9 protein-coding genes are annotated in these 15,284 nt (G+C 67.8%); 5 read left to right on the forward strand and 4 right to left on the reverse strand.

What is annotated here, in order from left to right:
* Nucleotides 1-37: 37 nt before the first annotated feature.
* Complete coding sequence (locus L978_RS12075; RefSeq protein WP_047523336.1) at nucleotides 38-1,738, forward strand: long-chain-fatty-acid--CoA ligase; 1,701 nt, start codon at nucleotides 38-40, stop codon at nucleotides 1,736-1,738.
* A 47-nt stretch (nucleotides 1,739-1,785) separates the two neighbouring features.
* On the forward strand, nucleotides 1,786-3,609 hold the full coding sequence (locus tag L978_RS12080; RefSeq protein WP_372492636.1) for a DEAD/DEAH box helicase: 1,824 nt from the start codon (nucleotides 1,786-1,788) through the stop codon (nucleotides 3,607-3,609).
* Nucleotides 3,610-3,632: 23 nt separating this feature from the next.
* Here L978_RS12080 and L978_RS12085 read toward each other — a convergent pair whose 3' ends face one another.
* The 4 genes from L978_RS12085 to L978_RS12100 are packed head-to-tail and all read right to left on the reverse strand — an operon-like array spanning nucleotide 3,633 to nucleotide 8,751.
* On the reverse strand, nucleotides 3,633-4,100 hold the full coding sequence (locus L978_RS12085; protein WP_047523339.1) for a hypothetical protein: 468 nt from the start codon (nucleotides 4,098-4,100) through the stop codon (nucleotides 3,633-3,635).
* Entirely contained in the window at nucleotides 4,097-6,430 is a 2,334-nt protein-coding gene (gene ligA, locus L978_RS12090; protein WP_047523340.1) for an NAD-dependent DNA ligase LigA, read from the reverse strand. Before ligA ends, L978_RS12085 begins: the two co-directional genes overlap by 4 nt.
* 38 nt (nucleotides 6,431-6,468) lie before the next feature.
* Nucleotides 6,469-7,566 carry a tRNA 2-thiouridine(34) synthase MnmA gene (gene mnmA, locus L978_RS12095; RefSeq protein WP_081997034.1) on the reverse strand — a complete coding sequence of 366 codons (1,098 nt, stop codon included), beginning with the start codon at nucleotides 7,564-7,566 and terminating at the stop codon, nucleotides 6,469-6,471.
* Nucleotides 7,567-7,575: 9 nt separating this feature from the next.
* The gene (locus L978_RS12100) at nucleotides 7,576-8,751 is read right to left on the reverse strand and encodes a cysteine desulfurase family protein (RefSeq protein ID WP_047523342.1); all 1,176 of its coding nucleotides are present in this window, start codon (nucleotides 8,749-8,751) and stop codon (nucleotides 7,576-7,578) included.
* 101 nt (nucleotides 8,752-8,852) lie between these two features.
* Between L978_RS12100 and glgX the strand changes: the two genes are divergently transcribed.
* The 3 genes from glgX (at nucleotide 8,853) to glgB (ending at nucleotide 15,264) form a co-directional block, all read left to right on the forward strand.
* Entirely contained in the window at nucleotides 8,853-10,925 is a 2,073-nt protein-coding gene (gene glgX / locus L978_RS12105; RefSeq protein ID WP_047523343.1) for a glycogen debranching protein GlgX, read from the forward strand.
* A gap of 65 nt (nucleotides 10,926-10,990) precedes the next feature.
* Complete coding sequence (locus L978_RS12110; RefSeq protein WP_047523344.1) at nucleotides 10,991-13,063, forward strand: alpha-1,4-glucan--maltose-1-phosphate maltosyltransferase; 2,073 nt, start codon at nucleotides 10,991-10,993, stop codon at nucleotides 13,061-13,063.
* Nucleotides 13,060-15,264: a 1,4-alpha-glucan branching protein GlgB gene (glgB, locus tag L978_RS12115; RefSeq protein ID WP_047523346.1), complete on the forward strand. Its 2,205-nt coding sequence runs from the start codon at nucleotides 13,060-13,062 to the stop codon at nucleotides 15,262-15,264. Before L978_RS12110 ends, glgB begins: the two co-directional genes overlap by 4 nt.
* Nucleotides 15,265-15,284 lie beyond the last annotated feature (20 nt).

Here is a 15,284-nt window from a genome sequence, read left to right on the forward strand (position 1 = left end):
CTCCGTCCCGACGAGCGACTCGACATATGCTGGGCGGGTGAGCACGTTCCAGCCCCCTCGCCCGTGGATCGCCAGCTACGCCGCAGGCGTCCCGGAAGACCTGCCTCCCGTCGACGGATCTCTCGTGGACATCGTCACCGCGTCGGCCCGCGACTACCCGGACGCACCCGCCCTCCAGTTCTTCGGGCGGGAGACGACATATGCGCAGCTGCAGACCGCGATCGACCGCGCCGCGACGGGACTGCGCGACCTGGGCGTCCGCGCCGGCGACCCGGTCGCGATCGTGCTGCCCAACTGCCCGCAGCACATCATCGCGTTCTACGCCGTCCTCCGTCTCGGTGCTGTGGTCGTCGAACATAACCCCCTCTACACGCCGCGAGAGTTGCGCAAGCAGTTCGAGGACCACGGTGCGAAGCACGCGATCGTGTGGAACAAGGTCGTCTCCACCGTGCAGGAGTTCCCCGCGGATCTTGCCGTGACAAACCTCATCGCCGTCGATGTGACGAGGGCCATGCCATTCCTCACCCGCGTCGCTCTGCGACTTCCCGTGGCGAAGGCGCGCGAATCCCGTGCAGCGTTGACCGAGAAGGTCCGCGGGGCGGTCGCCTGGGAGACGTTGCTCGCGGCGGCTCCGATCCCGGAATCGCATCCGAGACCGGGAACTGACGACCTCGCGATCATCCAGTACACGTCCGGAACCACCGGAACGCCGAAGGGCGCAGCCCTCACCCATCGCAACCTGCTCGCGAACGCCGCCCAGGCGCAAGCCTGGGTACCGTCGATCGAACGCGGGAACGGCTGCGTCGTCTACGCCGTGCTGCCGATGTTCCACGCCTACGGCCTCACCCTGTGTCTCACGTTCGCGATGTCGATGGGTGCACGACTCGTTCTCTTCCCGAAGTTCGATCCCGACCTCGTCCTCGACGTCGTCAAGAAGCACCCCGCGACCTTCCTGCCGCTCGTGCCGCCGATCGCCGACCGTCTTCTCGCTGCGGCAAAGGCGAAGGACGTGTCGCTCGACGGCATAGAGGTCGCGATCTCCGGCGCGATGGCACTGCCGCATGAGCTGGTGGTCCCCTTCGAAGAGGCGACCAACGGCTACCTCGTCGAGGGCTACGGGCTCAGCGAGTGCTCGCCCGTCCTCATGGCGAACCCGGTCGCCGACAACCGTGTGCCCGGCACCGTCGGGCTCCCCCTCCCGGGGACGGAGTGTCGCGTCGTCGACCCGGAGAACCCCCGCCACGACGTCGAGGCCGGGGCGGCCGGCGAACTCGTCGTGCGCGGGCCGCAGGTCTTCTCGGGCTACTACGGCAAGCCCGAGGAGACCGAAGCCGTCTTCGTCGACGGCTGGTACCGCACGGGCGACATCGTCACGATCGACGACGCCGGCTTCGTACGGATCGTCGATCGGATCAAGGAACTCATCATCACGGGTGGCTTCAACGTCGCTCCCACCGAGGTCGAGAACGTCCTGCGCCAGCACCCGAAGGTCGCCGATGCAGCGGTCGTCGGTCTGCCCAGCGAGCATTCGGGCGAAGAGGTCGTCGCTGCGATCGTCGTGGACACCGGAACCGATATCGATGTCGAAGAGATCCGTGACTTCGCGCGCAGCATCTTGACTCCGTACAAGGTGCCCCGTCGCGTCTTCGTGGTCGACGAACTGCCCAAGTCCCTGATCGGAAAGGTGCTCCGACGCCAGGTGAAGGAGCGGCTGATCTCACTGACCACCGGCGTCTGAGGCCGCCCTCACAGGCGCCGAGCATCGCGGCGCGCTACCCTTGGGAAGTGACCCCTGAAGATGCAGTGCTGACCGACGCCCCCGAGGACTCCCCCGCGACCCCCGGATTCGAGGAGCTCGGCATCACCGGGCCCGTCCTCAAAGCCATCAAGGATCTCGGCTATGAGACCCCGTCGCCCATCCAGGCGGCCACCATTCCCACGCTCCTGGCCGGACGCGATGTCGTCGGGATGGCGCAGACCGGAACCGGAAAGACCGCGGCCTTCGCGCTTCCCGTCCTCGAGCGCCTCGACGTCTCGCAGAAGACCCCGCAAGCACTCGTGCTCGCGCCCACCCGCGAACTCGCGCTCCAGGTCTGCGAGGCCTTCGAGTCCTACGCCTCCAAGATGAAGGGCGTCCACGTCCTCCCCGTCTACGGCGGACAGGGCTACGGTGTTCAGCTGTCGGCGCTGCGTCGCGGCGTCCACGTCATCGTCGGCACGCCCGGCCGCATCATGGACCACCTCGCGAAGGGCACTCTCGACCTGTCCCAGCTCCAGTACCTCGTGCTCGACGAAGCCGACGAGATGCTGAAGATGGGCTTCGCCGAAGACGTGGAGCAGATCCTCGCGCAGACTCCCGAAGAGAAGCAGGTCGCCCTGTTCTCGGCGACGATGCCCCCGCAGATCCGCCGCCTCGCGCAGAAGTATCTGCGTGAGCCGGAAGAGATCAGCATCAAGTCCAAGACCGCCACCGGCACCAACATCACCCAGCGTTACCTCGTGGTGTCTTACGCGCAGAAGGTCGACGCTCTCACCCGGATCCTCGAAGTCGAGAACTTCGACGGGATGATCGTCTTCGTCCGCACCAAGAACGAGACCGAGACGCTCGCCGAGAAACTCCGCGCCCGCGGCTACTCCGCGGCAGCGATCAACGGCGATGTCCCCCAGGTGCAGCGTGAGCGCAGCGTGAACCAGCTCAAGGACGGCAAGCTCGACATCCTCGTCGCCACCGACGTGGCTGCGCGCGGGCTCGACGTCGAGCGCATCAGCCACGTCGTGAACTTCGACATCCCCACCGACACCGAGTCGTACGTGCACCGCATCGGTCGCACGGGTCGGGCGGGACGCTCGGGCGACGCCATCAGCTTCATCACACCGCGTGAGCGCTACCTGCTCAAGCACATCGAGAAGGCGACCCGTCAGCAGCCGACCCAGATGCAGCTGCCGAGCACGGAGGACGTGAACACCACGCGTCTGAACCGCTTCGACGACGCGATCACCACCGCGCTCTCGGAGACGGGACGGATCGAGGCGTTCCGCGACATCGTCGCCCACTACGTCCGCCACCACGATGTGCCGGAGGGAGACGTGGCCGCCGCCCTGGCCGTCGTCGCTCAGGGCGACAAGCCACTGCTCCTGGACCCCGCGAACGATCCTCTCTCGAAGGCGGTCGAGGCCGACAACCGTCCGCCTCGGGAGCGCAGCGCCCGCGACTCGCGTGAGCCGCGCACCGAACGCCGTAGCCGCGGCGACTATGCGGCGTACCGCATCGAGGTCGGACGCCGTCACCGTGTCGAACCCCGCCAGATCGTCGGCGCCCTCGCGAACGAAGGCGGGCTGGGTCGAGATGATTTCGGAGCCATCAACATCCGCCCCGATTTCTCGATCGTCGAGCTGCCTTCCAATCTCGACCCCGCCGTCCTGGAGAAGCTCCGCGACACGCGTATCTCCGGTCGCCTGATCGAGATCAAGCCCGATCGTGGCCCCGGGGGCGCTCGGCGCACTGCTCCGCGCGACGGTGGCAAGTTCGAACGACGCGACCGCGACGATCGTCCGGCACGCGACAACCGCGACGAGAAGCCGTACCGCAAACCCCGTCACAAGAGCTGACGCGTCGTCGCGCGCGGTGCGGGCTACCCCGTTCCGCGCGCGAGCTGCGCCGCCACGTCGATCAACCGTTCCGGATGCTCGAGCAGTGCACGCTGTTCGGGGTGCGCGATGAGATGGGCGATCAGGCGGTGCGCCCCCGCGACGCTCGGAGCCCAGTATCCGCCGACATGATGACGACTCAACGGCACGGTGGTGTTCTCACCATCGACCGTGAGGGTCGCGGTACCGTCTTCGGGTTCGACTCCGGGGTCGCTCAGCATCGCCGCGGTCACGGCACCGAGCACCAGCGTGCCGACCAGACCCGGCAGACGAAACCTGGTGGTCGGCACGTCGAGGACGACCCGTTCGACGCCCGCCCACGGCAGGATGCTTCGGCTCTCGACACCCGCCCGGATCATCACCGCCTCCGGCGTCAGCCGAAGATGATGGCGGCCGGGGTCGCCGACGGCCAGCGCATCCGGGACGACGATCAGCGGACCGTACCGCTTCACGAACCCTCGCTTGCGGGAGGAAGCGCCCCGGGCCCTTCCGTCACCAGCACGTGGAACTGGGCTGCGTCGAGAATCCGGAGTCCGAGCTCTTCGGCCTTCGCCAGCTTCGACCCGGCACCCGGACCGGCAGCGACGAAGTCCGTCTTCTTCGAGACGCTGGATGCCGCCTTGCCCCCCGCCTTGATGATGGCCTCCTGAGCGCCCTCCCGGGTGTATCCGTCGAGCGAGCCGGTGGCGACGATGGTCAGGCCTTCGAGGACGCCGCCGGCGGGAACCGCACCACCCGGACCGGGGTGACCGGGCGTCGACCACTGCACACCGGCGTCCGCCCACTGCTGCACGATCTCCTGGTGCCAGTCGATCTCGAACCAGTCGAGGACCGAATCCGCGATGATCCCCCCGACCCCCTCCACGGCGGCGAGTTCGTCCCGCGTCGCAGCGCGGATCGCGTCGAGAGAACCGAACCACTGGGCGAGTGCGCGCGCCGCGACCGGCCCGACGTGGCGGATGTTCAGCGACACGAGCAGACGCCACAAGTCCTTCGTCTTCGCCTTCTCGAGCTCAGCGAGGAGTGTCAACGCCTGCGAGGAGGGCTGCGGCCCCTCGAGACCGGACTTCCTCTCGGTCGGGGTCGGATTCCTGCGGAAGGGCGCACGCGTCTTGACGACCCCGTCGTCATCCTCCTTCGGAAGCCCGGTCTCGGCATCGCGCACGAAGAGTTCGATCGGCACGAGTTGTTCGAGGGTGAGGGCGAACAGGCCCGCCTCCGTCTCGAGAGGCGGGATCGCCGGCGAGGTCGGCTGCGTCAACGCGGCTGCGGTGACCTCACCGAGTGCTTCGACATCGAGTGCCCCGCGTGAGCCGATGTGCTCGACGCGACCGCGGACCTGTGCGGGGCAGGAACGGGCGTTCGGGCACCTCAGGTCGATGTCGCCCTCCTTCATCGCCCGAAGAGGTGTGCCGCACTCGGGGCATTCGACGGGCATCACGAACTCGCGCTCCGTGCCGTCTCGTCTCTCGACCACGGGTCCGAGAACCTCGGGGATGACATCACCGGCTTTGCGCAGCACGACGGTGTCACCGATCAGCACGCCCTTGGCCTTGACCACGTCCTTGTTGTGCAGCGTGGCCTGACGCACCACGGAACCGGCGACGTGCGCCGGCGCCATGACGGCGAAGGGAGTCGCACGACCCGTACGACCGACCGAGACCACGATGTCGAGCAGCGTGGTCTGCACCTCTTCCGGCGGGTACTTGTAGGCGATCGCCCACCTCGGCGCACGACTCGTGGCTCCGAGTTCAGCGTGCAGCTCGAGCTCGTCGGCCTTGACCACGATGCCGTCGAGCTCATGCTCGATGTCATGCCGATGCTCGCCGAAGTACTCGACGAACGCGACGACGTCGTCGATCGTGCGGCAGACCTTCGTGTGCGGGCTCGTCGGCAGGCCCCATCCGGCGAGCAACTCGTACACCTCGCTCTGCGCTGCGACGGGAGGATTCGTCCACGCGCCGACACCGTGCACGTAGAGCGACAGGGACTCGATGCGCAGAAGTCCCGCTTCGAGCTCGAGCCCGTTCTTCTTGTCGATCTGCTGACGGAGCCCTCCACTGGCCGCGTTCCGTGGATTCGCGAAGGACGGGAAGCGTCGCGCGGCGGCGGTGCGCGCCTTCTCTTCGTCGAAGGGCTTCTTGACCCCGCTCCGCGCTTCCCACTTCGCGAGAGCATCGGCGTAGGCGCGATCGCGGTAGCTCGCCTGCGCGGCATTGAGACGTTCGAAGGCCGCGACCGGGATGAACACCTCACCGCGCACCTCGACGATCTCGGGGTGTCCCTCGCCGCTCAGACGATACGGGATCTCCGGAAGGCGCAGGGCGTTCTCGGTGACGACCTCCCCCACTCGTCCATCACCACGCGTCGCGGCGGAGGTCAGGACCCCGTTCTCGTACCGGAGGTTGATCGCGAGGCCATCGATCTTCAGTTCTGTGAGCCATGCGACGTGACGGCCGGCCGCGGCTTCGGTCTTCGCCGCCCAGTCCCTCAGCTCGTCGACGGAGAACACGTTGTCGAGGCTGAGCATGCGCTCGGCGTGCTCGATGGTCGCGAGCCCTGTGGCCTCGGCGGCGCCGACCATCTGCGTGGGCGAGTCCTGCCCCTGAAGCTCGGGATGGAGCCTCTCGAGTTCTTCGAGCCGGTGCATCCACCCGTCATACGTGAAATCGTCGACGAGCGAGGTGTCTCGGCCGTAGTAGGCCTCTTTCGCATCGAGGATGCGGGTGGTCAGCTCCTCGGCTTCGGTTCGGGCGTCTTCCAGCGAGATGTTCTCCGGCACCTCGACAGTCTATGAGTGGGCACCGACACCGGAAACGTCTACGCGCCGACCGGAACGGCCGAGACCGTGGTGTCGATCGTGAACTGTCCGAGAACGCGGGTGCCGACATAGAGCACCGCCGTCTGCCCCGGCGCCACCCCGTCGAGCGGGATCTCCGGGACGACGCGGACGCCGGTGTCCGAAACCGTGGCCCGCGCAGGGACCGGTTCCGCGTGAGCGCGGATCTGGACGTGGCATTCGAACGCGGATTCGGTGGGTGCGGCGCCCGCCCAGCTGAAGCGCTCCCCCGCGATCTCCGCGATCGCCAACGCTTCCTTCGGACCGACGACGACCGTGTTCGACACCGGCCGGACCTCGAGGACGAACCGAGGCTTGCCGTCCGGGGCGGGGATGCCGAGCTTGAGTCCGCGACGCTGTCCTACCGTGAATGCGTGGGCGCCCTCGTGCGATCCGACGACCTCACCACTGCGATCGACGATCTCGCCCGTGGCGGTGCCGACCTTCTCCGCCAGCCAGCCGCGGGTGTCGCCGTCGGGGATGAAGCAGATGTCATGGCTGTCGGGCTTCTGCGCGACGCTCAGCCCACGCGACTCCGCCTCCGCGCGCACGATCGCCTTCGACGGCGTCGTGCCGAGCGGGAAGTATGTGTGAGCGAGTTGCTCGGCAGTCAAGACGCCCAGCACATACGACTGATCCTTGGCGTTGTCCGAGGCGCGGTGCAGCTCCAGCCCCTGCTCGCCGTCGATGAGTGTGGCGTAGTGGCCCGTGCACACGGCGTCGAACCCGAGCTCGATGGCTCTTTCCAGAAGCGCGGCGAACTTGATCTTCTCGTTGCAACGCATGCAGGGGTTGGGCGTGCGGCCCGCCTGATACTCCGCGATGAAGTCCTCGATCACGTCGTCGCGGAAGCGCTCCGAGAAGTCCCAGACGTAGAAGGGGATGCCGAGCACGTCGGCAGCCCGGCGTGCATCGAGAGCGTCTTCGATCGTGCAGCATCCACGGCTACCGGTTCGCAGCGTGCCCCCGGCGCGGGAGAGAGCCAGATGCACACCGACGACGTCGTGTCCCGCCTCCACAGCCCTGGCGGCTGCAACGGCGGAATCGACTCCACCGCTCATCGCCGCAAGTATCCGCATGAGAACAGTCTACGAGCGTGTGCCTGTGCCGGCGCCGGATGCGCGGGCGTAGGCATCGGCGATGACGGCGAGTACCGCATCGACATCCGTGGCCGTCGACGTGCGCCCCAGGGAGAACCGCAGCACACTGCGCGCCTCCCGCTCGCTCCGCCCCATCGCCATCACGACGTGTGAGGGCTCGGCCACCCCTGCCTGACACGCGGATCCTGTGGATGCGGCGACCCCGGCCACGTCGAGAAGGAACAGCAGGCTCTCCCCCACGGCACCGGGGAAGAGCACGTGCGCGTTGCCGGGCAGACGCTCGATCGGGTCACCGAGGAGCACGGCGGAGGGCACGGCGGAGCGGATTCCCGTGATGAGGCGTTCGCGGAGACCGGCCAATCGTGCGGCCTCCTGTTCGCGCTCGGTCTCGGCGAGTTCGACCGCGGTGGCGAACGCCGCAGCTCCGGGGACGTCTTGCGTCCCGGCCCGGAGCCCGCGTTGCTGGGCACCACCGCGCAACAGCGCCGTGATCCGTGCGGTGCGGGCAGCGACGAGGACTCCGACTCCCACGGGCGCGCCGATCTTGTGGCCGGCCAGGCTCATCGCCACGAGTCCGACACCGTCGGCGGCATCGCCACGCATCGAGCGGAAAGACACCGGAACATGGCCGAGCGCGGCCACGGCGTCGAGGTGGAGCGGCACGCGCGCGATCGCCGCATGGTGGGCGAGCATCGCGGCCGGGTTGATCGTGCCCGCTTCGTTGTTCGCGACGAGGGCCGTCGCGAGGGCGGCACCGGGAAGGCGTGCGGCGAATTCCTCGGGGTCTATGCGCGCGTGGGCGGTGACCGGCACCCGACGCAACTCGGCGCCGTCGTCGAGGAGAGCGGAGACGGTGTCCATCGTGGCGTGGTGCTCCGCCTCCGGCATCACGACCGCCGCTGTCCCGGTCGCGCGGGATCGCCACATCCCCTGCAGTGCCAGATTGATCGATTCGGTACCACCCGAAGTGAACACGATCTCGATGGGATCGGCGCCCAACACCGCGGCGACACGCTCGCGCGACTCCTCGAGCAGACGCCGGGCGTCCTGTCCTGCCCCATGTGTCGACGACGCGTTGCCCACGGTCTCGGAGGCATCGAGCCACGCGGCGCGCGCCTCCGGGCGCAGAGGCGTGGTCGCCGCATGATCGAGATAGTGCCGCATCCCTCGATTCTCTCGCGAATCGGCCTCAGTCGGGGCGTGTGGGCGTGGAACCCGGTACGCCCGGAGATGAGACGGCGACACATCGCCTCTAGTGTGTACTCATGCCCGTGTCCCCTGCCCTCGCCGTGCCCTCCGGCTCCACTCTCGACCACCTCGGTGTCCGTCTCCATGACGGCGTCGGCACGCTGCGCGTCTGGTCGCAGAACGCCTCCTCCGTCGAGCTCGTGGTGTTCGACGCCACCGACCTCGACTGGGCGACGGATGAGCTGGAACTCGAGCGCCGCCCCGGAGGTGTCTGGGAGATCACGACGGAGCTGTTGCAGCCCGGCGTGCGGTACGCCATCCGGGTCGGAGGGCCGCACGGGCCCGGGAACACCTTCAACCCGGAGACCCTCCTCCTCGACCCCTACGCCCGCGGCCTCGCTCAGGGCGACGGCTACGAGGAGTGGCGCTCGGTCGTGATCGTCGACGGCTTCGACTGGGGCGACTCGCAGAAGCCCCGGGTGCCCCTGGATCGCACGGTCATCTACGAGGGCCACCTCAAAGGGCTCACCAAGCGTCACCCCGACGTTCCTCCTGCTCTGCACGGCACCTACGCCGGTCTCGCGCACCCCGCGATGATCGAGTACTTCCACTCGCTCGGGATCACGTCGATCGAGCTGCTGCCCGTGCATGCCTTCGTGCCGGAGCCCCGCCTGCTCGAGCGCGGCCTCACCAATTACTGGGGCTACAACACCCTGAACTTCTTCACCCCGCACACGGCCTACGCCACCGAGGAGGCCCGTAAGGAAGGCCCCGAGGCCGTGCTCGCCGAGTTCAAGGGCATGGTCAGGCTGCTGCATGAAGCCGGTCTCGAGGTGATCCTCGACGTCGTGTACAACCACACGTCGGAAGAAGGCATCGGCGGCCCCCGCTCGAGCCTGCGCGGCATCGACAACGCCTCCTACTACCGACAGGACGAATCCGGGGTCTACATCGACACCACAGGGTGCGGGAATACTCTGAACACGGCCACCGACGCCGGTGCGAGGCTCGTTCTCGATTCCCTCCGCTACTGGGCGCAAGAGATGCAGATCGACGGCTTCCGCTTCGACCTCGCGACCGCGATCGCGCGGGACGGCACGCACACCTACACGCCCGATCATCCGCTCCTCGCAGCCATCGCGAACGACCCGATCCTGGCGGACACCAAGCTCATCGCCGAGCCGTGGGACGTCGGACTCGGCGGCTGGCAGACGGGCAACTTCCCGACCGGCTGGCAGGAATGGAACGACCGCTACCGTGACCGCGTGCGCAACTTCTGGCTGAGCGACATCGACTACGCGCGTCGCGCCTCAGCACCGGTGGGGATCGGCGGGTTCGCGACGCGGCTCGCCGGCTCGTCGAACACGTTCAGCGAGGAGCGCGGTCCCCTCGCCAGCGTGAACTTCATCACCGCGCACGACGGTTTCACCCTGCACGACCTCGTCTCCTATGACCTGAAGCACAACGAGGCCAACGGGGAGCACAACCGCGACGGCGCCGACATGAACCGCGCGTTCAACCACGGGATCGAAGGCCCGACGGACGACCCGACGATCCTTGCCGCGCGGCGCAAGGCCATGCGCAACCTCCTGGGGACGCTCCTGCTGTCCGCGGGCGTGCCGATGCTCACGGCCGGCGACGAGGTCGGACGCACACAGCGCGGCAACAACAACGCCTACGCGCAGGACTCCGCCCTCACGTGGCTCGGGTGGGAGTTCGAACCGTGGCAGGAGGATCTGCGCGCGCATGTCTCCCGCCTGACCCGGCTGCGGCGGGAGAACCCCGCGCTCCGTCCCAGTCGCTATGCCCGACTGGGTGAACACATCCCGAACGCCTCCGTCATGGACTGGTACGACCAGAACGGCGAGACGATGGAGCAGAGCCAATGGGCGGATCCCGGCAACCGCACCCTGCAGTACGTCGCGGCATCCACCCCTGACGCCGAGGCGTACAACCGCATCCTGCTCATCGTGCACGGAACCGAGTCACCGATCGACGTGCGTCTCCCGGAAGAGATCGAGGATGCGACGCGCTTCGTCTCGTTGTGGTCGAGTGCGCAGGAGCGTCCCTCCGACGACGAGGAGGTCTTCGCCCCCGGAGACGTCCTGCCCGTATCGGGCACGTCGATGAGGTTGTTCCGGGTCGAATGACACCCGGCTCCGACGCACCCCACGGCGCGCTACCCGCGATCACGTCTGCGCGGTAGATTCGGGATGTGGCTGCACGTGCTGGTACTCGGTCCTCGGCTCTCCGGAGCCCCGCTCAGATCCCGGCGCGCGCGCCCGGGCACGTAGACCTCCCCGGTGCGTTGCGTACGACCCGGCTCCCGCTGCTCGACCCCTCGCCCGTCGTCCCCGGTGGTTTTCCCGCCAAGGCCTTCGTCGGCGAAGTCGTCCCCTTCCACGTGGTGTCCTTCCGCGAGGGCCACGACATCATCGGTGTGCATCTCCGCCTCACGTCGCCCTCCGGAGAAGAGACGCTCCACAGACTCTCCCCTCGTCACGACGGCACCGACACCTGGTCAGCAGACGTCGCGCTCGACGAGCAGGGCACCTGGCACTACCGCTTCGAGGCGTTCGCCGATGACTTCGCGACCTGGGCCCACGCGGCGGCGTTGAAGGTCGCCGCGGGCGTCGACATCCCCGTGATGGCGGCCCTGGGGGCCGAACTGCTCGAGCGCGCCGCCGCGGAGAAGGACCGCCCGGCCGCGCAGCGACGACGGCTGCTCACAGACGCCGAGTCACTGCGGAGCGGCGACGGCGCGGTGACCGCGGCCCTCGCCGCGGACCCCCAGCTGACGGAGATCTTCCGCGCCCGGCCTGTCACGGCGATCCGCTCCGCCACCCCCGAGCAGAGTCTCGTCGTCGATCGGCTGGCCGCAGGAGTCGGTGCCTGGTACGAGTTCTTCCCGCGCTCCGAAGGCGCCAAGCGGTTGAAGGACGGGACGGTGCGGAGCGGGACGTTCCGCACAGCGACGAAGCGCCTCCCGGAAGTCGCGGCGATGGGCTTCGACGTGGTCTACCTCGTACCGATCCACCCGATCGGCATCACGAACCGGAAGGGACGCAACAACACCCTCACGGCGGAGCAGGGCGACCCGGGATCGCCGTATGCCATCGGTGCGGAAGAGGGCGGCCACGACGCGATCCACCCCGACCTCGGCACTCTCGCGGACTTCCGGGCCTTCGTCCGCGCCGCGCGGAAGGAGGGCCTCGAGATCGCGCTCGATCTCGCACTGCAGGCCTCCCCCGATCACCCGTGGGTCAGAGAACACCCGGAGTGGTTCACCACGCTGCCCGACGGCAGCATCGCGTACGCGGAGAACCCGCCGAAGAAGTACCAGGACATCTACCCGCTCAACTTCGACAACGACCCTGCGGGGATCTCGGCGGAGATGCTCCGGGTGGTTCAGCACTGGGTCGCGCAGGGGGTGAAGATCTTCCGGGTCGACAACCCACACACCAAGCCTCTGCAGTTCTGGGAGTGGCTGATCGCGGAAGTCAACGCGGTCGACCCTGACGTGATCTTCCTCGCGGAGGCGTTCACCCGTCCCGCGGTGATGCGCGCCCTCGCCGCTGTGGGGTTCCAGCAGAGCTACAGCTACTTCACCTGGCGGAACACGAAAGCGGAGCTCGAGGAGTTCCTCACCTCCGTCTCGCACGAGACCGCCGACTACATGCGCCCGAACCTGTTCGTGAACACCCACGACATCCTGACCGAGTATCTGCAGTTCGGCGGTCGGGCGGCCTACCGGGTCCGTGCCTGCATCGCGGCCACGGCAGGACCGGTCTACGGCGTGTACGCCGGCTACGAGCTCTTCGAGAACGTCGCCCGCCCGGGTTCCGAGGAGAACATCGACAACGAGAAGTACGAGTACAAGTTCCGCGACTGGAACGGGGCCGAGGCTCGCGGGGAGTCGCTCGCGCCGTTGCTGCGCAGGCTCAACGAGATCCGCGCCGCCCACCCGGCGCTGCGTCAGCTCCGCAACTTCTCGACCCACTGGAGCGATGACGACGCCGTCCTCGTCTACAGCAAGCACCTCGCGGCGCCGTTCACCGGGAGCGGGCACGCGGACACGATCATCGTGGTCGCCAACGTCGACCCGCATTCGGTGCGGGAGACCACCGTCCACCTCGACACCACCCGGTGGGGTGTTCCCCTCGGCCACCCGTTCGAGGTCGAGGACCTCCTCACCGGCGCGATCTGGACCTGGAGCGACCACAACTACGTACGACTCGACGCCTTCGCCGAGCCGGTCCACATCCTGAAGGTGAGGGAGCGATCATGAGCTACGCGGAAGACGTCGCCGCATCCACCGAATGGGAGGCGGTCTCCTCGGCCACCCACCATGATCCGCATTCCGTGCTCGGTGCACATGCCCACCAGGACGCCGCCGACCGGACGGTGACCGTCATCCGCGTCCGACGCCCTCTCGCGTCGGAGGTCGCCGCCGTCTTCGATGATGGAACCAGACTCCAACTCTCCCACGCCGCGCACGGCATCTGGGAGGGGCAGCACGTCGGTCCCCCTCTCCCCTACCGGGTCGCGACGCGCTACGCCGATCACGCGGAAACCGTCGTGGGCGATCCTTATCGGCACCGTCCCACCCTCGGCGACCTCGACCTGCATCTGATCGCCGAGGGGCGTCACGAACGCCTCTGGGAGGCGCTGGGGGCGCACCCCCGGACCTCGGAGGGCGAGCCGGGCGTCTCCTTCGCCGTCTGGGCGCCCAACGCCACCGCGGTGCGCGTGGTGGGTGACCACAACGACTGGAACGGCGAAGCCCACGCGATGCGTTCGATGGGGGTGAGTGGAGTCTGGGAGCTCTTCATCCCGGACCTGTCGGTCGGCACCCGGTACAAGTACCAGATCCGTACGCGTGACGGGGCATGGATCCTCAAGGCCGACCCCATGGCGCTCGCCGCCGAGGTTCCTCCGGACACCGCCTCCGTGGTGACCTCCTCGTCCTATGCCTGGTCCGACGGTGCGTGGATGACCCGGCGTGCGGCAACGCATGCCGTCGCGCAGCCACTTTCGATCTACGAGCTCCACGTCGGGTCCTGGCGTTCCGGGCTCGGGTATCGCGAGCTCGCGGGTCCGCTGATCGACCATGTGACGGCGGCAGGGTTCACCCATGTCGAATTCATGCCTCTGGCCGAGCATCCGTTCGGCGGCTCGTGGGGCTACCAGGTGAGCGGGTACTACGCGCCGACGAGCCGTTTCGGCAGCCCTGACGATCTGCGCTACCTGATCGATCGTCTGCATCAGGCCGGTATCGGCGTCATCATGGACTGGGTGCCGGGGCACTTCCCGAAGGACGCCTTCGCCCTCGCCCGCTTCGACGGTCAGCCGCTGTACGAGCACCCCGATCCGCGCCGCGGCGAACACCAGGACTGGGGAACGCTCATCTTCGACTACGGCCGGCCCGAGGTCCGAGGATTCCTGGTCGCCAACGCGCTCTACTGGCTCAGGGAGTTCCACGTCGACGGGCTGCGGGTCGACGCGGTCGCTTCGATGCTCTATCTCGACTACTCCCGCGAGGCCGGCCAATGGGAGCCCAACATCCACGGCGGACGCGAGAACCTCGAAGCGATCCGGTTCTTGCAGGAGGTCAACGCCACCGCCTACCGCCTGCATCCGGGGATCATGATGATCGCCGAGGAATCCACCAGCTTCCCGGGCGTCACCGCCCCCACCGATCACGCGGGGCTCGGGTTCGGCTTCAAGTGGAATATGGGGTGGATGAACGACTCGCTCCAGTACATCTCACGTGATCCCATGTACCGCTCGCATCATGAGGGCGAGATGACGTTCTCGTTCGTCTACGCCTTCGGCGAGAACTACCTGCTGCCGATCAGCCACGACGAGGTCGTGCACGGCAAGGGGAGCCTGCTCACGAAGATGCCGGGCGATCACTGGCACAAGCTCGCCAACACCCGCGCGTACCTCGCATACATGTGGGGGCACCCGGGCAAGAAGCTCCTGTTCATGGGACAGGAGTTCGGTCAGCTCGCCGAGTGGTCGGAGAGTCGCGAACTCGATTGGTGGCTTCTCGACCAGCCCTCGCATCTGCAGTTGCAGGATTTCGTGGGCGCGATGAACCGGACCTATCGCGCACAGGCACCGCTCTGGGCGCGGGACAACGACGGGTCCTCCTTCCATCGACTCGGTGCGCCGAACTGGGATCCCTCCGTGATCGCGTTCGAGCGGCGCGACGACCACGGAGGACGCTTGGTCGTCGTCAGCAACTTCGCGGGCGTCGAGCACGCCGGTTATCGCCTCGAGCTCCCCCGGGAAGGGGTGTGGCAGGAGGTGCTCAATACAGACGCCGCCGAGTACGGCGGCCGAGGCTCGGGAAACCTCGGTATGGTCTTCGCGAGCGCGGATGAGGGCGCCGCTCCCACCGCGGTGGTGACACTCCCCGCGCTCTCGACGCTCTGGCTGCGCCATCAGCCCGAGCCGCACGTGCCCACCGTGAGTCACGGGTGACAGTGCACCCGACCGGTTCC

It is taken from the genome of Microbacterium sp. ZOR0019 (assembly GCF_000800925.1).
GTDB lineage: Bacteria > Actinomycetota > Actinomycetes > Actinomycetales > Microbacteriaceae > Microbacterium > Microbacterium aurugineum.